Genomic DNA, 21,359 nt, shown 5'->3' on the forward strand with positions numbered 1-21,359 from the left:
AAGATTTATCCCATATTTCTATATTATTAAAATAAGCCATACCTACTCAAACAGGCAATTTAAAAATGAATATTTCAAGAAAAACAGCTCTTGTTACTGGTGCATCACGCGGTATAGGTCGTGCTATTGCAGAACGTTTAGCTCAAGATGGTTTTTATGTGATTGTTAACCATGCGGGCAATAAGGTGCATGCCCAAGCAACTGTAGATCATATTATTGAGCAAGGTGGTCAAGCCTCAGCTATTCAAGCAGACGTTGCAAATAAACATGAAGTGAGCCGTTTATTTCAAGAAGCTAAGGCGATTAATGGTCAAGTAGATGTGGTAGTTCATAGTGCTGGTATTATGCCTATGGCAAAAATTACACCTGAAGATCTGCCAGATTTCGATAAAGTAATTCATACCAATTTACGTGGTGCATTTTTAATATTGGCGCATGCAGCCGAAACAGTTCCAGATGGTGGCCGAATTATTACGCTTTCAACGAGTGTAATTGCTAAATCTTTTCCAGCATATGGTCCCTATATTGCCTCGAAAGCGGGTGTAGAAGGCTTAGTACATGTGTTAGCAAATGAGTTACGCGGCCGAAATATTACTGTGAATGCCGTTGCGCCCGGCCCGACAGGTACTGACCTTTTTTATAATGGAAAAACTGAAGAGCAAGTAGCGGCTATTGCAAAACTTGCTCCCTTGGAAAGAATCGGAACACCTGAAGAAATTGCCAGTGTAGTTGCCATGCTAGCTGGCCCAGATGGACGTTGGATAAATTCACAAGTCGTTCGAGTAAATGGTGGATTTGCTTAATTTTTAAAACCGTGTGAATTAAAAATAATCCACACGGTTTTCTTAACTATTAAAATAATTATTCCATGAATTTCAATTAAAAAACTATATAAGCTTAATTAATACTTTTTCTATAAAAATATCCCCCATTCTTATTTATAAAAATAATATATATAAATAGATATTCCTTATTTTTGCTTATATTTAAAACCACGTAAATTGAACAATAACAATCTGAATCGAAGATAAGGATATATTAAATGAATGCTAAATTAAATACAGAGGCTCCACAAAGCTTTATCTCAAATGGTTCAAATACATCTTTTTCAGCCCAAGAAATTGTTTCTAAAGCACAGCAATATGCACAAGACCATGAATTGAATTTTAGTGGCAGTTTATCACCTACTGATGCATGGCAACTCGTACAACAAGGCGAAGCTGTTTTAGTTGATGTGCGTACCAATGAAGAACGTAAATTTGTGGGTTATGTCCCTGAAAGTGTTCATATTGCTTGGGCAACAGGCACATCGTTTAACCGTAATCCACGCTTTTTAAAAGAACTCGAATCAAAAGTTGGCAAAGACAAAACCATTCTTTTGTTATGCCGTAGTGGCAACCGTTCAGCACAAGCTGCCGAGGCCGCATTTAATGCTGGTTTTGAGCATATTTATAACGTTCTTGAAGGCTTCGAAGGCGACTTAGATGATAAGCAACAACGTAACCAGAAAAATGGCTGGCGCATCCATCAACTTCCTTGGCAACAAGACTAATATTTTAATCAATTTTCAGTGAATCAAGGAAAGCTTGTGACTCAATGGAACATTAATGCTGTTGTACAAGGTTTACAACAAGCAAGGCATGACTGGCGTCAGCAGCAACACAGAACCAAAGAATTTGGGGGCCGTGAACTTCCATCTAAAGAAGCTTTAAAAGCTATTTTAGATGACCTGTGCGGAATTTTATTTCCAATGCGTTTAGGCCCTGCCGACTTACGTCAAGAAACTGAAGATTCTTATATTGCCTATACTTTAAATCGGGTACTGACAGCCTTACATGCTCAAGTACAACTGGCTTTAAATTATGAAGCAAAACGTCATTTGGGTCATTCAAGCACAGACCAGCAGCCACAAGAACTTGCTCAAAATATTGTGCAGGATTTTGCCAACACCTTGCCTTCTATACGGCGCCTTTTAGATGGTGATGTGCGAGCGGCTTATGAAGGTGATCCGGCAGCACATAGTGTAGATGAAGTACTGCTCTGCTATCCGGGCATATTTGCGATTATTTATCACCGAATTGCCCATCAGCTCTATGCCCAAGTGCCTTTATTGTCTCGCATTATTTCTGAGTTGGCGCATTCTGCAACAGGTATTGATATTCATCCGGGTGCAAAAATCGGTAAAGGATTCTTCATCGATCATGGTACTGGTGTGGTGATTGGTGAAACTTGTGTGATTGGAGAGCGTGTCCGTATTTATCAGGCAGTAACTCTTGGAGCAAAACGCTTTGAAACCAATGATGATGGTGCTTTGAAAAAAGATTATACACGCCATCCAATTGTTGAAGATGACGTGGTGATCTATGCAGGCGCGACTATTTTAGGCCGTATTACGATTGGTCGAGGGTCCATTATTGGGGGAAATGTCTGGCTTACGCATAGTGTTGCAGCAGGTAGTCAGATTTTACAGTCTCCTAATGAGTCTTATCAAAAAAATCATATTGCCGGTTAAACACTATAGATGTGAAATAAATAGATAAGGAGATAAATAAACAAAGAACGTGCAGATTAATAAAATGCTTATTTCTAGTTTAAATATATTTTTATTTAGAAAATAGATAACTCATTAATAAGCTCAGTATTTAAATTACAACGCTATTTTAATTTTAAACCAGAACTAATTCTAGTTTATATGCACCCTAGAATTTTTATTTTCAAAAAGCCAATGTAATAAGGAAAAATGATTCATGGCGAAAAATACAGACAAAGCCCAACTTGCACTTGGGGATCACGCAGCGCGTCAACTAGCCAATGCGACCAAGACAGCTCCCCAACTTTCTACGATCACTCCCCGATGGCTGACTCACTTACTTCAATGGCTTCCTGTTGAAGCAGGTATTTATCGCTTAAACCGTGTAAATAATACCGATGATATTCAAGTAGCTTGCACCCAACGTGATGAAGCCACTTTACCTCAAACTTTTGTTGATTATGACCCAGAGCCACGCGAATACTTTTTAAATGGTGTATCTACTGTTTTAGATGTACATACACGTGTTGCTGACCTTTACAGCAGCCCACACGACCAAATTAAAGAACAGCTCCGTTTAACGATTGAAACCATTAAAGAACGTCAAGAAAGTGAGCTTATCAATAACCCTGAATACGGTTTACTGGCAAGTGTGACAGATGACCAACGTATTTCGACTTTAAATGGCCCACCTACTCCAGATGATCTTGATGATTTGTTACGTAAAGTCTGGAAAGAACCAGGATTTTTCCTAGCGCATCCTGATGCAATTGCAGCATTTGGACGTGAATGTACACGCCGTGGTGTACCGCCTCCAACAGTTAGTCTGTTTGGTTCGCAGTTTATTACATGGCGCGGTATTCCACTCATTCCATCAAATAAAATTCCTGTAGAAGATGGCAAAACTAAAATCTTGCTGCTTCGTGTTGGTGAAAAGCGTCAAGGGATTGTTGGTTTGTTCCAGCCGGGTCTTGCAGGTGAACAGTCACCGGGGCTTTCAGTACGTTTTATGGGAATTAACCGTAACGCAATTGCGTCGTATCTAATCTCATTATATTGCTCACTTGCAGTACTCACTGATGATGCGTTGGCAGTATTAGATGATGTGGAGGTGGACAAATATCATGACTACCCAGTTAACTACAAGTAATCTGCAAGATAGTCCAACAGGGCCTGATGTGACTGGTGTTAACCCACCAGCCAACTTCCCTGATGAGTCCACCATTGCTCGACTTGCTAATGAGTTTTTTTCAGCATTGCCAAGCTCAAGCAGTTCAGCTTCTCCATCAGGCCTTAACTTAGACTTACCTGTCGGAGCGCCACCACACCCTCCACAACCGGGTGAACCATTCTCTGCTCTCAGTGGTCGTGCGCCCAATATCGCCTTTCAGAAAAGTCTTAATCCGGAATATCCTGAGCATATTCCAAATTTGCCAGACTACCCTGAACGCCGAATTGTAACGTCTGCGCCTGTGGTGGGTGGAGCTAATTTGCCACGCCCACCATTTGAACCACATTTGCCACAAGCTGCTCATAGTGAACCCAATGTGCCACGCATTGAACCAAACTTACCTACTGGTGCAGGTGAATCACCTTATTATTTTTTAAATGATTTTTCTGCTCCCAATGCAGCAGAACCGTCTGTTAAAGGTGTTGAAGATAATTATTCGGTTGCACAGTCTTTTCAATTGCCACATGGTGACCAGCTGAAATCATTGCTAACGGAAGATCGTTTTGCAACAAACACGCCTCCCCAAAGTTCGGCAAGCTCTGGATTTTATTTTTTAGACTTGCCTCAAAGTGGACAAAGTTATAGTCACTATCAACCATCGCAACCCACTTTTGTAGCAAGTAGTGCTCAACCACTCGATGTACATGCTATACGTCGCGACTTTCCAATTTTACAGGAACGCGTCAATGGCCGACCTCTGGTCTGGTTGGATAATGCTGCGACCACACAAAAACCGCAGCGCGTGATTGACCGGATTGCTTATTTTTATCAGCATGAAAATTCAAATATTCACCGTGCTGCACATGAGTTAGCGGCTCGTGCAACCGACGCCTATGAGCATGCAAGAAATGTAGTTGCCCGATTTATTGGTGCACCCTCTTCTAAAGAAATTATCTTTGTTCGAGGAACAACCGAAGGCATTAACCTGATTGCAAAAACATGGGGTGAACAAAATATTGGCGAAGGTGATGAAATTATCGTTTCTCACTTAGAACACCATGCCAATATTGTACCTTGGTATCAACTCACTAAAAAAACTGGAGCGAAATTACGAGTCATTCCTGTGGATGACACGGGCCAGATTATTTTAGAAGAGTTGCCAAAACTGATTAATGAGCGCACTAAACTGCTATCGATTACTCAAGTTTCGAATGCTTTAGGAACAGTCACACCTGTTGCTGAAGTCATTAAAATTGCGCATGCCAAAGGTGTTCGTGTTTTAGTTGATGGTGCTCAATCTGTTTCTCATATACCCACTGATGTACAAGCGCTTGATGCTGACTTTTTTGTGTTTTCTGGTCATAAAGTGTTTGGGCCGACGGGTATTGGTGCGGTCTATGCGAAACCAGAGTTACTAGAAAGCATGCCTGTTTGGGAAGGTGGCGGTAACATGATTCAGGATGTTACATTCGAACAAGTAGTTTACCAACCTGCACCAAACAAGTTTGAAGCTGGAACTGGAAACATTGCCGATGCTGTTGGTTTAGGTGCTGCACTTGAATATGTTGAAAGTCTAGGTATTCATAACATTGCTCGCTATGAACATGATCTGCTCGAATATGGTCAAAATGCACTGAGCAGTGTGTCTGGTTTACGCTTGATCGGAACAGCGTATCATAAAGCCAGTGTTATGTCCTTTACCTTACAAGGCTATTCAACTGAACAAGTCGGTAAAGCTTTAAATCAACATGGCATTGCGGTACGTTCTGGGCACCACTGTGCACAGCCAATTTTACGTCGTTTTGGTGTAGAACAAACCGTGCGTCCGTCTTTAGCTTTTTATAACACGACTGAAGAAATTGATTTATTGGTATCGGTGTTACATCAACTGACGCGTAATAGGCGTACCAGTTAAATATATTTCTAGACTAGAAAAGGCTGCTTTTGAGCAGTCTTTTTTATAATCAACATGCCATTATTAAAATTCAATTTTTCTATGAGGAAACCATTAAAACTCAAATACCCCTAGCACTACATTTACTCGAGCAAAAGTCGTCTGCAACCTGCGTAACATCAAAAAAATTCTGTTTCTGTGAAATATTAGTTAAATGAAATAAGTCGACAGATTTTGCAGATGACAATGCTTTTGCTTACTTTGAGCGAAACCACAGTAAGTCCAGCCGAAGGCGACTGAAGAAATTAAAACTTTAAGCGATAATACTCTGTCGTGCTATGCAATAGTTCGCAGATGACTTTAGGTTGAGCTAAAAATTATTAGTGGTTATCACGGCGGAGTCTTACCGTTTTACTCCAAAGAAAGTAGCTAATTCCATTACTTTTTTAAAAAAGTAACCAAAAACTTTCTCATCCACAGAACCTGTTCTCTGTTTTCATTTTTCAAAAAATATTGCAAATACATTATCTTTATAAATTATGGGCAGGCTGTGGATGAAATTCAGCACGAGCAAATACAGGTATGAATGTCGTGAAAACTATATATACAATTCACAATCGTACTTCTGTAATATCCTCAAATACCCAAAGCAGTTAAACAAACAATCCCCAAATCAATCTCAATGCAATCCCAATTAATAAAACTCCCATCACCCGCTCAAAATAAACCCCAAACTCTAAAAATCTTTTACGTACAATAGGCTGTGCAAACAGTACACTCACCACCATAAACCAGATGGCATTGACCATACACATCCAGACCCCATAAAAAAACTGAACTTTCATTGGTGTGGTTGTACTCACAATCGTCGTAAAAATTGCTAGAAAAAAGATAGTGGCTTTGGGGTTTAACGCATTGGTAAGAAAACCCATTGTAAAAACTTTAAATAAACTCGGTGTATCACTGTCTGCTTGGCCATTAATCTCAATATTGGTATTCGGCTGGCTACGTAAACACTGCCATCCTAAATACACTAAGTAAGCTGCCCCCGCTGTTCTGATCAGTGACATGAGCCATTCGCTTTGTTGAATCAAAAACCCAATACCAACCAGTGTATAAAAAACATGTACTGAAATCCCGAAGCCAATACCAATTGCGGTTAGACATCCAATCAAATAACCATAACGAACACTTTGTCTTACCGTAATCACAAAATCTGGTCCCGGTAAAATCACCGCCATAAAGTGAATAAGAGCTAGCGTTAAAAACTCATGTCCATACAACTGCCACATAACAATTTAGTTTCCTGAAAATCACCTAAAAGATTGTATTGCGATTTTTTAAACGCGATAATCCAATCAAAATCCAAATAACTTTTGCCTCATGAGCACAAATCAAAGTCTGGTTCTGTTAAATGAAATGGCGACTTTCGTTAAGGTTGTCGAGTCGGAAAGTTTTTCTGAAACGGCCCGCCAGCTTGGTACAACACCTTCTGCTGTTAGTCGTGCGATTGCCCGTTTAGAACGTGCTTTAGGTACACGATTACTCTACCGGACCACACGAAAACTTCGTTTAAGTGAAAGTGGACAACAAGTCTATCAACGTTGCTTAGATATGGTGAATGCTGCGCAAGCAGTCATGGAAAGTTCTGGCCAATTTCATGTCGAGCCAGAAGGTATTATTCGTATGAGTGTTCCCAAAGCTGTGGGACATTTTATGATTCATCCGCATTTACCCGAGTTTTTAGAACGCTACCCGAAAATTGATATACAAATGCTTTTAGAAGATCGTTATGTAGATCTCATTGATGATGGAGTCGATTTAGCACTTCGAATTACAGAGCAACCACCAGGTGGCCTTATGGGTCGAAAACTCATTGATATTGATCACTTGGTTTGTGCTACGCCTGAATATTTGGCAAAGCATGGCACTCCGAACCACCCTCATGATTTAAAGCAGCATGAATGTATTTACTTGGGCGAACAAGCCAGTGACTCAAAATGGAAATTTCAGCAAGGAAACAAATTGATCAGTGTGGCTGTGCGTGGGCGTTATGCAGCAAACCATACAGGTGTTCGTTTAAGCGCAGCCCTACAGCATTTAGGTATTGCGAGCTTACCTTACTTCGTTGCACGCCATGCTCTACAACAAGGTACCTTAGTTCAGGTTTTACCAGATTGGTATTTTAAGACATATTATAGTGGTGGGCTGTGGTTACTTTACCCACCGACACGGCATGTCCCGCCTAAATTGAGTGTATTGATTCAATATTTGGCTGATAAATTAGCAGCAGAGCCGACTTTATTTAAATTAAAGTAATATAAAGTCAAGGAGTTAGCACGATGAAATCCTACCTTTTAACCTCTAAAGCACTCAGCTAATTCTGTTACTTTTTTTGAAAAAAGTAACCAAAAAACTTTCTCATCTACAGAACCTGACCACTATTTACATCTATAAAAAATATTGCAAAAACATTATCTTTATAAATTATGGGCAGGCTGTAGATGAATCTTAGCTCGAGCAAAGACTATCTAGAATTCTAATCGTTATTAGCACGATTACTCAACCAATAGATCTTTTGGATTAATGGTATCACCATAGACTGGTTTTAACGTTTTTTCATAAGCCTGATGAATCACGCCTTCTTTAGCCAGTTTCTCTAAATCTTGGTTCAACCAGTCCAATAACTCTTTATCGCCTTTTTTCACTGCTGGTGCAATTAAGTCCTGCTCACCTAAATTGGTAATGCCAACAGTGTAATTTGGATTTTCTTTAGCCCAAGCTAAAACCAGCAAGTTATCATGTGCTAGCGCAGCACCACGACCATCTTTTAAAGCATCGAAAGTTTCTGTGTTTTGCTCATACTTTTGTAGCTTAATTTCAGGGTGAGTCTTAGTGAAGAATGAATCAGCCGTTGTACCTTTGTTTACCAACAAAGTTTTATCTTTAAGTTGAGCAACATCGGTAATCGGATGACTTTTTGGAGAAACCACACCTAGTGCCACTTTTAAATAAGGCTTTGCAAAATCGACAACTTCCTTACGTTCTGGCGTAACAGTAAAGTTGGCAAAAATAATATCCACTTTATTGGCTTTTAAGTATTCGACACGGTTAGCCGCTTCAGTTAAAACAAACTCAACTTTGTTTTCATCACCCAGCAGATCTTTAGCGACATGCTTAGCAATTTCTACATCAAAGCCCTGATTCTTACCTTGGGCATCTAAATATCCAAACGGCGGTTTATCACTAAATACACCAATTCGTACCACGCCATTCTTTTTGATCTGTTCAATACTCGACACCTTTTGTGTGGTATCGGCCGCTTTTTCAGTAGATTGAGTTCCTTTGTCACATGCAACCAAACCTAAACTCAGTAAAGAGGCAGCTAAAATATGTTTCACGTTTTGAAATGTTAATGTTGTCATTATTTCACCCTATCGTTCTTGTAAAAGTCTTATTTAAAAATAGCAGCACCTACTTTTAGGCACTGCTCTAGCGATATCGAAAATTATTGGCCTACATCTAAAAACACATTTGGATTGACCGAGTCACCGTAAATTGGCTTCAAGGTTTCATCATAAATTTTCTTAATTTCACCGCTTGTTCTTAGCTGCTTAATTTCAGTATTGAGCCAATTCAATAATTGGGTATTGCCCTTTTTAACTGCTGGTGCAATAAACTCTTGATCACCAATAGACTGAATACCCGCCACATAACTTGGATTCTTCGCGGCCCACGCCAAAGCATAGGTACTATCTTGTGAAATTGCGTCACCACGACCGTCGGTTAAGGCTTTGAAGGCATCCGAATTTCTTTCAAACTTGAGTAAATTTACTTTCGGATAATGCTTGGTAAAGTAGGTATCTGAACTTGTGCCTTTATTTACAATTAAGGTTTTACCTTCTAATTGAGCAATGTCAGTAATCGGCTTGGCTTTAGGCGAGACTATACCAAAAGCACCTTTTAAATAAGGCTCGGCAAAATCGACAACCTCTTTACGTTCTGGCGTTACCGTAAACGTCGCGAACACCACATCGGCGCGATTCGATTTTAAAAACTCCACCCGATTTGAAGCTTCAGTCACAATAAACTCAACTTTCTTTTCATCACCGAGCAAATCTTTAGTCACACGTTTTGCTAAAGCCACATCAAAGCCCTGGTTATTCCCCGCACTATCTACGTAACCAAATGGCGGATCATCGGCAAAAACAGCAACTCGTAGAACTCCATTTTTTTTGACTTGCTCTAAAGAATGGTCTTCTTGAGTATTACTTGCCTGTTCAGTGGATGGCGTTTTACTACATGCAGTTAATAACACCCCAGCAACGGCAATACTGCTTAATATTTTTATTGAATTACGTTTAAACATTCACTTCCTCATGATTCAAATAATAAAAATTTAGTACGACAAAATATTTAAGAAAGCTTTCGCTCGTTCTGTTTTCGGCTGTTCAAAAAATTCTTCGGGTGAAGCCTGTTCAATAATCTTGCCCTTATCCATAAAAATAATGCGGTCAGCAACCTTACGGGCAAAGGACATCTCATGTGTCACAATCAGCATGGTCATTCCTTCATTCGCTAACTTGAGTACCACATCGAGTACTTCCCTAACCATTTCCGGATCAAGCGCAGCGGTAATTTCATCAAGTAAAATCACTTGAGGTTGCATGACCAGTGAACGGACAATGGCTATACGCTGTTTTTGTCCACCAGAAAGTTGGCGTGGATAATCAAGTTTTCGCTCATATAGCCCGACTCGCTTTAACAACTCATCTGCGACTTGCTCTGCTTCATCACGGTGGCGTTTTTGTACTTTGAGTGGCCCCAGCAAAATATTGTCAATAACGTTCATATGCCCAAATAGCTCATAGTTTTGAAAAACCATGCCAATTTTTTGACGAGCATTAGTCCAGTCCACATCTTTACCGAGCACGCCTGAACCAGTTAAACGAATCTCACCACCCTGAATCGGTTCTAAGCCATTAATAGAGCGCAATAAGGTACTTTTACCGCAGCCCGATGGACCTAAAATAACAACCACCTCTCCTTGTTCTACATCCAGATCAATGCCTTGTAAAATATGACTTTGTGCAAATGATTTCTGTAATTGTTGTATCGATAACAAAGGCATAATTACTCCCAGACCTTTTCTAAATGTGCCGCCAAACGCGATAAGGGGTAGCAAATCAGAAAATACAAAATAAAAATAAAGCCATAAATCCAAAGAGAAGCGCTTGGCACAGTCAACAGCGAATTTTCAATAATTTGCTGGCCAACTTTAATGACCTCAACTACACCAATCAGGACTGCCAAGGAACTAGTTTTCACCATTCGGGTAAATAAATTAATCGCGCCAGGAGTTACTCGTTTTAAACTTTGCGGAAAAATGACATAGACCAAAGCTTGAACATGGGTAAGTCCGAGCGCATAGGCCGAATCACGTTGATGCTGATCAATCGAAGTAATGGCAGCACGAACCAAATCGCCCATTTCAGCCGTACCCCATAAAACAAACACAACAATGCACACCCACATTGCAGAAAACTGCCAGTTAAACCATGTCGCAAAGCCGAAATAAAAAACAAACAGCAAAACTAAAATTGGAATGATTCGAATGGCTTCTAAATACAGACGGCACAATGCTTTAACCACTATGTTCTTAGAAGTCATAATGACGCCGAAAACTGTGCCGAAAATTGCAGAGAAAAACACTGAAATAAATGCAATTTTTGCAGTTACCCAAAGTCCCCACATTAAACGTTCGAGGTGACTCGCTTGAAATAGATAATCAAGTTCCATGGCTCACCTTCCGACTTCTGTGCTCCAGATAGCTGGTTAAAATAGACACGGGCAATAAAATAATCAGATAAGCCATAATGAGTAAGAACAAAGCTTCGGTGGTTTTATAGTCCATGCCAATTAAGTCTTTGGTGACAAAAAGCAGCTCAACAACAGCAATGGCACTGACCACAGAACTTTCTTTAATTAGAAATAGGCAATTTGCCCCTATTGCCGGAATTGAAATAGCCAGTGCTTGAGGGAAAATGACATATCTAAAAATTTGAATCGGTTGCAGACCAATACTTTTTGCTGAGTCAATTTGCCCTTTTGCCACAGACTGTAAACCTGCTCGGAAAGCTTCAGCCATATAGCTTCCGCCTAAAAAGGTCAGTCCGATTACACCGCAAGTGAAACCATCGATTTTGATACCGAGTTTTGGCAAACCGTAATACAAAAAGAACAGTTGGATTAATAAAGGGGTATTTCGAGATAACTCAATATAGAACTGGGCAATTCTATTTAGTACCCGCACGCGATATGTGATTAAAATGCTGCAAATCAGCCCTACAACAATCGCCAAAATAATGCTGATAATTGAAATTTTCAGCGTGGTCAAAGTTGCAGAGAAAAATTGCGGCAACACACTATGGATATACTGCCAGTTCAAGGAAAATTCCAACAAATAATATTAAAACGTTATAAATATTTAGCTTTCGTCAGCCATTAAATATTTGTGTAACGAGTTTATTTTTTTCCCAATTGGTCTAAAACTATTTTTATTAGATAAGCTTTTCTATAAGTTTGATAAATTCGATCTGGCAATCGAAAAGTGTTAAATCAGTTGAAGACAACCGCTTAAAACATATTCACTAAAACAAAGATGAATAATAAAATCAATAAAAAATCGGACACCAATGCCCGATTTTTATTAAATGATTTTCAATTTATTGCTTATTTTCTAAGTACATCACCAATACTTGGGTCTTTATCAAAAACCGATTTAGCATATGGGCAAAGCGGAATTACTTTTACGTCTTTTTCACGAACAAAAGCTACCAAAGCATCAAGTAATTGGCGACCTACCCCTTGTCCACGATAATTTTCGTTTACATCTGTGGCATCAATAATTAGCATGCTTTCGCCTGCCCATGTATAAGTCATTTCACCTGCAACGGTTTCACCATCAAGTAAGCTAAAGCTGCCGTGTTTTGTATCATCTTTTTGTTGAATATTCACAGTGAATTCCTCGTATTACGACTCATATTTATTTAGAAATGACTTTGTATAATCTTTATCTATAAGAACAAATCTAAGTGTAAAAAAATAGCCTGTTTTTAGCAGCGAGTCTGTATGCTTTTTAAATACAATTCATGCATAAAACTCATAATTCTATTCTTAATTCTGCGTCTAATGATCTCAAATCATTACTGTTAAGCTCTGCGACCAGATTTTATTCATTTCATTTATGAAAATTCAATGGTTTTGAGATTGGAACTTTTATGCCTTCTTTTCATCAAATTGAGCAAAGCACATATGAACATTCAACACCTGCCTGGGGTGCCGTCTTTGTAATGTCGCTCTGCTGCGCAGTATTAATTGCATCTGAGTTCATGCCCGTAAGTTTACTCACCCCAATCTCATTAGATTTAAATATGAGTGAAGGCCAAGTAGGTCAAGCAATCGCAATTTCTGGTATTTTTGCTGTGATGACCAGCTTATCGATTAGCCGTGTATTTAAGGCATGGGACCGACGTTATATCATTTTATTACTCACCCTACTGATGATTGTCTCGGGCATAGTCATTACATTTGCCCATTCTGCGGCTTTGTTTATGTTGGGTCGTGCAATCTTAGGCGTAGTTATTGGTGGTTTTTGGGCAATGTCGACATCAATTGTCATGCGACTTGTCCCTCCGCTTTCAGTACCTAAAGCTCTCGGTTTATTAAATGGCGGAAATGCTCTAGCCACCACAATTGCAGCACCATTAGGAAGTTTTTTGGGTTCAATTATTGGCTGGCGTGGTGCTTTTTTCTGTATTGTCCCCATCGCGATTGTTGCACTTATTTGGCAATTTAAAAGTATGCCTTCTCTTCCTGCAATATTGTCAGTTGAGAAATCTAAAAATCCATTTGGTTTACTAAAACGCCCAATTGTACTTTATGGGATGACCGGAATTTTATTACTCTTTATGGGCCAATTTGCGCTATTTACCTATCTACGCCCATTTCTAGAAACCGTTACTCATGTCGATGCGACAATGCTATCCATTTTATTATTAATATTGGGTTTAGCAGGTTTAGTGGGTACATTTGTAATTAGTTTAATTCTCCACCAACATGTTTATCGTTATCTGATTCTTATTCCATTCATCATGGCATTGATTGCTGGAGCTTTTGTGCTAGGTGGTGAGCATTTATGGTTTGTTGCCATATTGATGGGTTTATGGGGCTTTATTGGAACGTCGGCACCTGTTGCATGGAATACATGGCTTGCCCAAACACTACATCAAGATGCCGAAATTGGTGGTGGTTTAATGGTTGCGATTATTCAATTTGCAATTACTCTAGGTGCAACTATAGGTGGATTATTATATGACTCACATGGCTATAGTGCCACGTTCTATATGAGCACAACTATTTTGCTATTAGGCGCAATTACTGCATTTCTCACATGGCGAAACGCTATTCACGTAGCACATCAATAACCAACCGTAACGCAGGTGAAAGTTGTCTTCGATGTGGATAGTACAAATGGTATCCAGGAAACTGGATACTGTACTCTTCCAAAATTTGAATCAGCTTCCCCTCTTTTAAATCTTCTCGAACCAAATCTTCGGGAATATAAGCAAGTCCAAATCCAGCTCTAACCGCCTCGACGATATCGTAGCTTTCATTAAATATCCATTGCCCCTGAATTTTGATTTTTGCCTCTTGACCATCTTTCACAAATTCCCACGCATACACGCTGCCTTGGGTGGTTAAACGATAGCCAATACATTGATAATTTACCAAATCTTTAGGAGTATTAGGAATTCCATATTGTTCAAAATATGCTGGTGTTGCTATTACCGCCATTTTGACATCTGGACTAATACGTACTGCAATCATGCCATCAGCTACGCGGCTTCCGAAACGAACGCCTGCATCAAAGCGCTCTGCCACAATATCGACCATCCCACTATTGGCAGTTAGTTCAACTTGCACATCTGGGTAATCACCAGCAATCTTTTTAAGTTTTGGAATCAGCACTTCCCGTATCGCATGGCTACTGGCATTAATCCGAACCGTACCAGCGGGTTGGTCTCGAAATGAAGTTAAAAGGGATAATTCATTATCGATTTGGTCAAAACTAGCACTAATTGTCTGTTTCAACCTTTCGCCTGCTGCTGTAGGTGAAACACTACGTGTAGTTCTGGTCAGGAGCAACATTCCCAAACGTTCTTCTAAACCCCGAATCGTATGGCTTAGCGCAGATTGTGAAATTCCCATTTTCCCTGCGGCTTTAGTAAAACTCCCCTCTCTTGCCACCATTAAAAAAGCATAAAGATCATTATAGTTTTCTTTATTTATCATCTGCTTTATCTCTTATTGGGGAGTCAACCTCATTATAAAGGATAAAACTATTCATGAATATTACTCATAAGTCCATGTTTGTTTTTTAGACTAATTATTAAAAAGAAGATTCGTTAAAATCCATATCAAGCAGTAAATCTGAAGATTTAAATAAACTGAGGCGATTATTATGAGTCATTTTATTATTGTAAAAAATTAATAAATTCCACTCATATCTTTACCTTAAAGAATAAATAGCTTCATTGCTTTTATGTGCTTTTTCTTAAAGAAGCGAGGTGAATTGATATGGCTAGTTATAAGTTTTTTAAAGGCTTAGTCAGCCTATGTGTTTTGTTCTCAGTGACTTCCGCTTCTTATGCAATAAAGCCTCAAGGTAAAAATCAACAAAGGGGATCGATGATGAAAATCCGTATTGATATTGATGGAACACAGCAACCGCTATTTGCCACATTAGCCATGTCACCTACTGTTGAAGATTTTGCCAAGCAGCTTCCACTGACATTAATACTTAAAGATTATGACTCTACTGAAAAAATAGCTGATCTACCCACCAAGCTAACTACACAAAACGCGCCTCATGGATATGCCGGAAAAGCGGGTGATCTTACCTATTATGCTCCTTGGGGTAATCTGGCTTTTTTCTATAAAGATTCTCATGTTGGTTATGCCAATGGCCTCATTTTTCTCGGAAAACTAGATGCTATTCCCCAAGCATTCAAGCAAAAACAACAGATCAAAATTTCAATTTCACAAATCAAATAAGCATGCACCTACTCACCCATTCACATTGTTTAAATTGAGGTATTTATGAGTACATCTCCCTTATTTAAAAAGCTTAAAACCCATACGGCGGCTGCAATTTGTGCAGCAACTATTGGTCTATTTTCTTCAACTTCAGCTATGGCGGCCGATATGTCTAATGGTGCAAATAACTTTTATCAAAGTCAGCAAGTGACTATTCAAAAAGTGACTTTTAAAAATCAATACAATATGGATATTGTTGGCAATCTGGTTATTCCCAAAAATTTGAATAAAAAGACCAAAGCCTCTGCAATTGTAATTGGTCACCCTATGGGGGCTGTAAAAGAACAAAGCTCTATGCTTTATGCACAAAAACTGGCTGAACAAGGTTTTGTGACCTTAGCAATTGATCAATCATTTTGGGGTGAAAGCGCGGGCCAACCAAGAAATGTGGTGGCACCAGACATTTATGCAGAAGCGTTTAGTGCCGCTGTAGATTATTTGGGAACACAATCTTTCATTGATCCTAATAATATTGGTGTATTAGGTATTTGTGGAAGTGGGAGTTTTGTCATTAGTGCAGCAAAAATTGATCCGCGTATGAAAGCGATAGCAACTGTCAGCATGTATGATATGGGCGCAGCAAACCGCAATGGCTTACGTCACTCACAAACCCTAGAGCAGAGAAAGCAAATTATTGCAGAAGCCGCTGCACAGCGTTACGTTGAATTTACAGGTGGTGAAACCAAATATACCAGCGGAACTACGCATGAGCTAACAGCAGATACACACCCTATTCAACGTGAATTTTACGACTTTTATCGTACTCCACGCGGAGAATATACGCCTGAAGGCTCATCGAGAGAGCTTACAACCCACCCAACTCTTACCAGTAATGTCAAATTTTTAAACTTCTACCCATTTAACGACATTGAAACGATTTCACCACGTCCGATGCTATTTATTACAGGTGATCAGGCCCATTCAAAAGAGTTTAGTGAAGAGGCTTACAAACGCGCAGGCCAACCAAAAGAACTTTACTACGTTAAAGGCGCTGGACATGTTGATTTATATGATCGAGTCGATCTCATTCCATTTAATAAATTAACCAGTTTCTTTAAACAGAACTTGAAGTAAGAAAAATGATAGAGGCTCAACAGGGGCCTCTATTTTTAAATGAACTCAATGAAACTCTTGTACCAGACTATTAATATGCGCTACGGCAGCAGTTCGATTTTCAACACAAAGTTTTTCAAAAACATGCTCTAAATGCTTGTTTACCGTCCGTGGACTCAGCTCCAAGATTTCTGCAATATCTTTATTGGTTTTGCCTAACAATAACCAGTGCATGACTTCTGCTTCACGCTGAGTCAACTGCGGACAATATTTTAAAATATCAGCCACTTCCAAGGCAGGTGTAGATGTCTTGATCTGGATAAGATAATTTTTAGCCACACTTGGCTCGGTCTCCCACGGCGTGAGCAATAAAAGCTGTAATTGCTGAGATGGTGTTGAATAAGAACAGCTGGTTAATTTTTTGGGGTCTTTTTCATTTTCCAAGTCTGAAAACCAAGCTTTTAAGCCTGCTTCAAAGCCCTCTAACTCAGGTAAATATTGATTCAGTAAATCACTGGCTTTTTGGGTTTTCCAAACAATTTTACCGTGAACATCTAGTGCAAGAATGGCTGTTTCCGTTGCATCAATCACCTGTTTTTGTTGTTGCAATAGTTTGGCATGTGCCAAATGTGTTTTTACCCTTGCTAATACTTCTTCAATATTCAGAGGTTTGGTTACATAGTCTACCCCACCGACCTGAAAACCACGCACAATATGTTCTGTCTCAGACAAACCTGTCATAAAAATGACGGGAATAAACTGCGTAATTGGACTTGCTTTAAGCTGTATGCAACTTTCAAAACCATCCATATGTGGCATATTGCCATCAAGCAAAATCATATCTGGTAAGCATCGGTGTGCAATTTCAATTGCACTCAACCCATCAGTTGTGACAAGCACGCGATAACCTGCCTGATCCAGACTTTCATGTAGCAAGCCTAAATTTTCTGGCACATCATCCACAATCAGAATAACAGCCTGCTCGTTTGGCGAAGCTTGCTGAAAAGAAACATGTTGCGTACTCATTGTTTATCCTGAATTAATCGTTGCGCGTGTTTTAAATCAAACTTTTGAATAGCCTGTTCAAGCTGTTCCCATAACTCATCATGCTCCGGAAAATTTTGACGGCACTGCATTAAAGTCTGTTGAATTCCACGGACATAACCCTGCCCAATTAAATCATTTAATTGTTGCAGACTTTGCGGTAAATCAAGCAGATCATTATTTTCAGGTTGTGTAATTGATGTATGAACAGTAGCTTGCTCTTGCTTAAACACCTTTACATCAAGTGCTTGAACTTCATCATTTTCAAGGAATGTCTCTGATTTGGAATCAATCCAAACTAAGCCTAACTTGTCTCCAATTTTACTGAGCAACAAATTCAGGTCGATTGGTTTTAGCATAAAGTCTTCACTTAAGACTGCATCTTGTGGATTGACTTCGCGCTCGCCTGCATTGGCGGAAATAATTAAGATCGGCACATTGGTAATATTATTCTGACGTAATAATCGTGCTGTTTCCCACCCGCCCATCAAAGGCATATTTAAATCCATCAAAATCAGATTAGGTTGGAAAATAGGTACTCGTCTTAAACAGTCAATCCCCGACTCGGCTTCTTCAATTATAAACCCTAATGGTTTTAGAAAATTAGCAACTAAACCTCGGTCCACCGCTTCATTATCGACAACCAAAATTCGTTTTCGCTCGCCTTGATAACCTGTGATTTGGTTGGAGTAAACATTAGAAATTGGATGAACCACTTCTTTTGAAGGTAAGTAAAACTTAATCTTAAACTGAGAACCCTGATTGAGCTGACTAGCCACCGATAACTGCCCGCCGAGTAAATCGACTAATAATTTTACAATTGGTAGTCCGAGTCCTGTTCCGGTAAATCCGCCTTGCACGACATTGCTGCCCCGTTCAAACGGGTTAAAAATTCGTTCTAAATCTGCCTCGGCAATGCCGCAGCCCGTATCTCTAATTTCAAAATAAGCTGTTTGGAAACGGTACTCAACTTTCAAAGTAATTGTTCCGCTCGTCGTAAATTTTAAAGCATTGCCCAGCAAATTGATGAGCACTTGTTCTAAGCGTTTTTTATCGGTACGGACATAGTGCGGTAGGTTCTCTCCAATTTCATAAACAAACTGCAAATTCTTCTGTTCAAACTGTGGCTGAAACATTTGAATAATCTGTTCTATAAAATTAGGGAAATGAACATCTACTACATTTAAAGAAATCTTGCCTGTTTCAATCCGTGCTAAATCTAGTAAACCATCAATCAGTGAAGTCAAATGCTGTCCACTACGGCTAATCACACCGAGCGCCATTTTGCCTTGTTCCGAAAGCTGCTCTTGTTTTTGAAGCAATTGGCTATAGCCCAAAATACTATTTAGAGGTGTTCTTAGTTCATGGCTAATGCCAATGACATAACGGCTTTTTGCATCATTGGCCCGCTCTGCTGAAATTCTGGCATCTTGCAGATCTTTTGAAGTGACTTCATGGGCAGCAATTTCATCAATCAATAATGCAGTTTGCTGATGCGTTTCGATTTCGGCATTACGACGGCTTTCATCGTTTAGCACTAACCACCATGCAGCAACACTCATCAATAGAAATAAAATGGTGTAGATTTTCACAAACAGCGTAAATAACTGAGGAACAGCTGCCGCATTAATTGTTTCTAAGTAGGTTTTTTCTTGGATATAAACCAGACTTAAACTCACGGCCAAAACGATCGACAGCCCTAAAGTCAATAATAAATACAAACTAACCCTGCTATTTAAACGACTAGCCCAACGTTCTGGTAAATAGTGCCAAATGGCTTTTTTTAGTTGTATTGACCAACGTGCATCAGGTTTACATAAATCGTGACAGCGGGCTTCAAGTGAACAGCATAGAGAGCAAATCGTACCGTTATAAGCTGGACAGCCCGCCATATCGGCAAGTTCATAGTCCCGTTCACACACGACACAGTTAGCAACCGAAGTCGCCTGAATTTTTTCAGGTTGGCGTGCAATGTAATATTTGCCTTTAGTTAGGTAAGCAATAACAGGCACACATAACACCGCACTCCCCAAAGCAATGAAACTTGCTAAACCTTTCGCCATCAATCCGAAAAAGCCCAAATAACTGAGCATTGATAACACTGAAGCAATCAGTAAGGCGCCCACACCTACGGGGTTAATGTCGTATAAATAAGCACGGCGGAACTCAATTCCCTTTGGGCTTAAACCCAAAGGTTTACAGATAATTAAATCGGCAACAACGGCGCCAATCCATGCCAAAGCGATATTGCTATATAGACCTAAAATGCGCTCAACTGCATGGCTAATGCCCATTTCCATCAAAACAATAGCAATAAAAACATTAAAAAGAAGCCAGACAATTCGTCCCGGATGACTATGAGTTAAACGGGCAAAAAAGTTAGACCATGCCAATGAACCAGCGTAGGCATTGGTCATATTAATTTTAATTTGCGCCAAGCAAACCAGTGCTAGAGTCAATATTAACGCTAGCTGAGGATTTGGAATAAATTGTTGATAGGCAACCCAATACAGATATGTAGGATTGTCTAGTTCAGGGACAGGAATAAACAGCTGAAAAGCCAAAACCATCAGCAACATGCCCATCAAAACTTTTAGAAATCCGAAAATAATCCAAGATGGACCACCTAAAAAAACGGCAAACCGCCATGCAGTTCTGTTCTTTTCTTTTTGCGGTAAAAAACGTAAATAGTCGGCTTGCTCCCCAATTTGGATCACAAATGAAAAAATAAGAGTGCACGCCGCACCAAAATAATACAGATTAAAATCGGTCGAGTTTGAAATCGCACCAACAAAATGCAGGCTACTACTTAAAATTTGTGGCTGTTTCCAAAGTACAAAAAACCACGGTAATAACAGCAATAAGAGCCAGATTGGCTGAGTGATTGCCTGAACTTTGTTAATAAAACCAATACCTTTGACCACTAAAGGCAAAATTACTAACGCAGAAATTAAGTAACCAATAACTTGTGGAATGCCTAAAGCCAGCTCGAGTGCCATCGCCATAATGGCGGCTTCAAAAGCAAGCAAAATAAAGGTAAAGCTGGCATAAATTAGAGACGTAATAGTCGAGCCAATGTAGCCAAAACCTGCACCACGAGTAAGCAAATCAACATCTACATTATATTTTGCGGCGTAGTAACTAATCGGCCAACTGGTCAAAAATATGATGGTACATACGACAATTGCTGCCCAGACTGCATTACTAAAGCCATACTGCCAAAGCATGGTCGCCCCAATGGCTTCCATCGCCAAAAAGCTAACGGTCGAAATTGCGGTATTGGTCACCGTCCAAGGTGACCATTTTCGTACTGAGGTGGGTGCATAGCGGAGCGCATAATCTTCGATACTTTCATCTGCCACCCAAATATTATATTCACGGCGTGTTTTGATCACACGTTGTGGCGCTTGTTGGGGGCGTGAAGAATCTGGCATAACACTCATGTTTTGGATAAGGCTGCATTAAACCCAGCAATCCTTATGCCAAAAGTCATTTATCATGGCGATTTT

General features: G+C 39.6%; 21 protein-coding genes. 11 read left to right on the plus strand and 10 right to left on the minus strand.

Annotated features, from left to right (window positions below; all coding sequences use genetic code 11):
* Positions 1–65: 65 nt before the first annotated feature.
* The 5 genes from ACLCEG_RS03085 (at position 66) to ACLCEG_RS03105 (ending at position 5,616) form a co-directional block, all read left to right on the plus strand.
* Entirely contained in the window at positions 66–803 is a 738-nt protein-coding gene (locus ACLCEG_RS03085; RefSeq protein ID WP_410565693.1) for an SDR family oxidoreductase, read from the plus strand.
* Between the two features lie 239 nt (positions 804–1,042).
* On the plus strand, positions 1,043–1,552 hold the full coding sequence (locus ACLCEG_RS03090; RefSeq protein ID WP_410565696.1) for a rhodanese-like domain-containing protein: 510 nt from the start codon (positions 1,043–1,045) through the stop codon (positions 1,550–1,552).
* 18 nt (positions 1,553–1,570) lie between these two features.
* Positions 1,571–2,512: a serine O-acetyltransferase EpsC gene (gene epsC, locus ACLCEG_RS03095; protein ID WP_410565699.1), complete on the plus strand. Its 942-nt coding sequence runs from the start codon at positions 1,571–1,573 to the stop codon at positions 2,510–2,512.
* 235 nt (positions 2,513–2,747) lie between these two features.
* A complete protein-coding gene (locus tag ACLCEG_RS03100; RefSeq protein ID WP_001107602.1) occupies positions 2,748–3,680 on the plus strand; it encodes a family 2A encapsulin nanocompartment shell protein in 933 nt (310 codons plus the stop codon).
* Complete coding sequence (locus ACLCEG_RS03105) at positions 3,655–5,616, plus strand: family 2A encapsulin nanocompartment cargo protein cysteine desulfurase (protein ID WP_410565702.1); 1,962 nt, start codon at positions 3,655–3,657, stop codon at positions 5,614–5,616. Before ACLCEG_RS03100 ends, ACLCEG_RS03105 begins: the two co-directional genes overlap by 26 nt.
* A gap of 632 nt (positions 5,617–6,248) precedes the next feature.
* On the opposite strand, the gene ACLCEG_RS03110 is transcribed toward ACLCEG_RS03105, so the two are convergent.
* Entirely contained in the window at positions 6,249–6,887 is a 639-nt protein-coding gene (locus ACLCEG_RS03110; protein ID WP_410565705.1) for a LysE family translocator, read from the minus strand.
* A 91-nt stretch (positions 6,888–6,978) separates the two neighbouring features.
* On the opposite strand from ACLCEG_RS03110, the gene ACLCEG_RS03115 reads away from it, so the two are divergent.
* Together ACLCEG_RS03115 and ACLCEG_RS03120 are read left to right on the plus strand one after the other, a co-directional pair.
* On the plus strand, positions 6,979–7,914 hold the full coding sequence (locus ACLCEG_RS03115) for a LysR family transcriptional regulator (RefSeq protein ID WP_410565709.1): 936 nt from the start codon (positions 6,979–6,981) through the stop codon (positions 7,912–7,914).
* A gap of 76 nt (positions 7,915–7,990) precedes the next feature.
* Positions 7,991–8,110, plus strand: coding sequence for a hypothetical protein (locus tag ACLCEG_RS03120; protein ID WP_289738579.1), 120 nt, complete (start codon positions 7,991–7,993; stop codon positions 8,108–8,110).
* A gap of 43 nt (positions 8,111–8,153) precedes the next feature.
* Here ACLCEG_RS03120 and ACLCEG_RS03125 read toward each other — a convergent pair whose 3' ends face one another.
* The 5 genes from ACLCEG_RS03125 to ACLCEG_RS03145 form a co-directional block, all read right to left on the minus strand.
* Positions 8,154–9,020, minus strand: coding sequence for a cysteine ABC transporter substrate-binding protein (locus tag ACLCEG_RS03125; protein WP_004709351.1), 867 nt, complete (start codon positions 9,018–9,020; stop codon positions 8,154–8,156).
* Between the two features lie 83 nt (positions 9,021–9,103).
* Positions 9,104–9,964, minus strand: coding sequence for a transporter substrate-binding domain-containing protein (locus ACLCEG_RS03130; protein ID WP_069030610.1), 861 nt, complete (start codon positions 9,962–9,964; stop codon positions 9,104–9,106).
* 30 nt (positions 9,965–9,994) lie between these two features.
* Complete coding sequence (locus ACLCEG_RS03135; RefSeq protein ID WP_410565713.1) at positions 9,995–10,726, minus strand: amino acid ABC transporter ATP-binding protein; 732 nt, start codon at positions 10,724–10,726, stop codon at positions 9,995–9,997.
* A 2-nt stretch (positions 10,727–10,728) separates the two neighbouring features.
* On the minus strand, positions 10,729–11,394 hold the full coding sequence (locus tag ACLCEG_RS03140) for an amino acid ABC transporter permease (protein ID WP_279718467.1): 666 nt from the start codon (positions 11,392–11,394) through the stop codon (positions 10,729–10,731).
* Positions 11,384–12,043 (minus strand): amino acid ABC transporter permease, encoded by a 660-nt coding sequence (locus ACLCEG_RS03145; RefSeq protein WP_032047610.1) that lies wholly within the window; start codon positions 12,041–12,043, stop codon positions 11,384–11,386. The genes ACLCEG_RS03140 and ACLCEG_RS03145 overlap by 11 nt, the downstream gene beginning before the upstream one ends.
* A 64-nt stretch (positions 12,044–12,107) precedes the next feature.
* On the opposite strand from ACLCEG_RS03145, the gene ACLCEG_RS03150 reads away from it, so the two are divergent.
* Positions 12,108–12,212, plus strand: a complete 105-nt coding sequence (locus ACLCEG_RS03150) for a hypothetical protein (protein WP_079378143.1) — start codon at positions 12,108–12,110, stop codon at positions 12,210–12,212.
* Between the two features lie 115 nt (positions 12,213–12,327).
* On the opposite strand, the gene ACLCEG_RS03155 is transcribed toward ACLCEG_RS03150, so the two are convergent.
* On the minus strand, positions 12,328–12,612 hold the full coding sequence (locus ACLCEG_RS03155; RefSeq protein WP_001025680.1) for a GNAT family N-acetyltransferase: 285 nt from the start codon (positions 12,610–12,612) through the stop codon (positions 12,328–12,330).
* A 263-nt stretch (positions 12,613–12,875) separates the two neighbouring features.
* Here ACLCEG_RS03155 and ACLCEG_RS03160 point away from each other — a divergent pair, with 263 nt between their 5' ends.
* Entirely contained in the window at positions 12,876–14,081 is a 1,206-nt protein-coding gene (locus ACLCEG_RS03160) for an MFS transporter (RefSeq protein ID WP_410565717.1), read from the plus strand.
* On the opposite strand, the gene ACLCEG_RS03165 is transcribed toward ACLCEG_RS03160, so the two are convergent.
* Positions 14,059–14,949 (minus strand): LysR family transcriptional regulator, encoded by an 891-nt coding sequence (locus tag ACLCEG_RS03165; protein ID WP_410565720.1) that lies wholly within the window; start codon positions 14,947–14,949, stop codon positions 14,059–14,061. The genes ACLCEG_RS03160 and ACLCEG_RS03165 overlap by 23 nt on opposite strands.
* A 285-nt stretch (positions 14,950–15,234) precedes the next feature.
* Here ACLCEG_RS03165 and ACLCEG_RS03170 point away from each other — a divergent pair, with 285 nt between their 5' ends.
* Together ACLCEG_RS03170 and ACLCEG_RS03175 are read left to right on the plus strand one after the other, a co-directional pair.
* Complete coding sequence (locus ACLCEG_RS03170; RefSeq protein ID WP_049064328.1) at positions 15,235–15,711, plus strand: cyclophilin-like fold protein; 477 nt, start codon at positions 15,235–15,237, stop codon at positions 15,709–15,711.
* A 45-nt stretch (positions 15,712–15,756) separates the two neighbouring features.
* Positions 15,757–16,827 (plus strand): alpha/beta hydrolase, encoded by a 1,071-nt coding sequence (locus ACLCEG_RS03175; protein WP_410565723.1) that lies wholly within the window; start codon positions 15,757–15,759, stop codon positions 16,825–16,827.
* Between the two features lie 45 nt (positions 16,828–16,872).
* Here the strand turns inward: ACLCEG_RS03175 and ACLCEG_RS03180 are convergent, their stop codons facing one another.
* Both ACLCEG_RS03180 and ACLCEG_RS03185 read right to left on the minus strand, forming a co-directional pair.
* Positions 16,873–17,832 (minus strand): response regulator, encoded by a 960-nt coding sequence (locus tag ACLCEG_RS03180; protein WP_410565726.1) that lies wholly within the window; start codon positions 17,830–17,832, stop codon positions 16,873–16,875.
* Positions 17,829–21,293: an ATP-binding protein gene (locus tag ACLCEG_RS03185; RefSeq protein WP_410565730.1), complete on the minus strand. Its 3,465-nt coding sequence runs from the start codon at positions 21,291–21,293 to the stop codon at positions 17,829–17,831. Before ACLCEG_RS03185 ends, ACLCEG_RS03180 begins: the two co-directional genes overlap by 4 nt.
* Positions 21,294–21,359: the final 66 nt, after the last annotated feature.

The organism is Acinetobacter sp. H1(2024) (assembly GCF_046557555.1).
In the GTDB taxonomy this organism is placed as follows: Bacteria; Pseudomonadota; Gammaproteobacteria; order Pseudomonadales; family Moraxellaceae; genus Acinetobacter; species Acinetobacter seifertii.

Excerpts from the sequence above, each read along its gene's own strand:
- ACLCEG_RS03125 (WP_004709351.1), bottom strand. The coding sequence starts at position 9,020 with ATGACAACATTAACATTTCAAAACGTGAAACATATTTTAGCTGCCTCT.
- ACLCEG_RS03105 (WP_410565702.1), top strand. The coding sequence starts at position 3,655 with ATGACTACCCAGTTAACTACAAGTAATCTGCAAGATAGTCCAACAGGG.
- ACLCEG_RS03170 (WP_049064328.1), top strand. The coding sequence starts at position 15,235 with ATGGCTAGTTATAAGTTTTTTAAAGGCTTAGTCAGCCTATGTGTTTTG.
- ACLCEG_RS03140 (WP_279718467.1), bottom strand. The coding sequence starts at position 11,394 with ATGGAACTTGATTATCTATTTCAAGCGAGTCACCTCGAACGTTTAATG.
- ACLCEG_RS03085 (WP_410565693.1), top strand. The coding sequence starts at position 66 with ATGAATATTTCAAGAAAAACAGCTCTTGTTACTGGTGCATCACGCGGT.
- ACLCEG_RS03185 (WP_410565730.1), bottom strand. The coding sequence starts at position 21,293 with ATGAGTGTTATGCCAGATTCTTCACGCCCCCAACAAGCGCCACAACGT.
- ACLCEG_RS03090 (WP_410565696.1), top strand. The coding sequence starts at position 1,043 with ATGAATGCTAAATTAAATACAGAGGCTCCACAAAGCTTTATCTCAAAT.
- ACLCEG_RS03165 (WP_410565720.1), bottom strand. The coding sequence starts at position 14,949 with ATGATAAATAAAGAAAACTATAATGATCTTTATGCTTTTTTAATGGTG.
- ACLCEG_RS03180 (WP_410565726.1), bottom strand. The coding sequence starts at position 17,832 with ATGAGTACGCAACATGTTTCTTTTCAGCAAGCTTCGCCAAACGAGCAG.
- ACLCEG_RS03130 (WP_069030610.1), bottom strand. The coding sequence starts at position 9,964 with ATGTTTAAACGTAATTCAATAAAAATATTAAGCAGTATTGCCGTTGCT.
- ACLCEG_RS03110 (WP_410565705.1), bottom strand. The coding sequence starts at position 6,887 with ATGTGGCAGTTGTATGGACATGAGTTTTTAACGCTAGCTCTTATTCAC.
- ACLCEG_RS03175 (WP_410565723.1), top strand. The coding sequence starts at position 15,757 with ATGAGTACATCTCCCTTATTTAAAAAGCTTAAAACCCATACGGCGGCT.
- ACLCEG_RS03135 (WP_410565713.1), bottom strand. The coding sequence starts at position 10,726 with ATGCCTTTGTTATCGATACAACAATTACAGAAATCATTTGCACAAAGT.
- ACLCEG_RS03115 (WP_410565709.1), top strand. The coding sequence starts at position 6,979 with ATGAGCACAAATCAAAGTCTGGTTCTGTTAAATGAAATGGCGACTTTC.
- ACLCEG_RS03100 (WP_001107602.1), top strand. The coding sequence starts at position 2,748 with ATGGCGAAAAATACAGACAAAGCCCAACTTGCACTTGGGGATCACGCA.
- ACLCEG_RS03160 (WP_410565717.1), top strand. The coding sequence starts at position 12,876 with ATGCCTTCTTTTCATCAAATTGAGCAAAGCACATATGAACATTCAACA.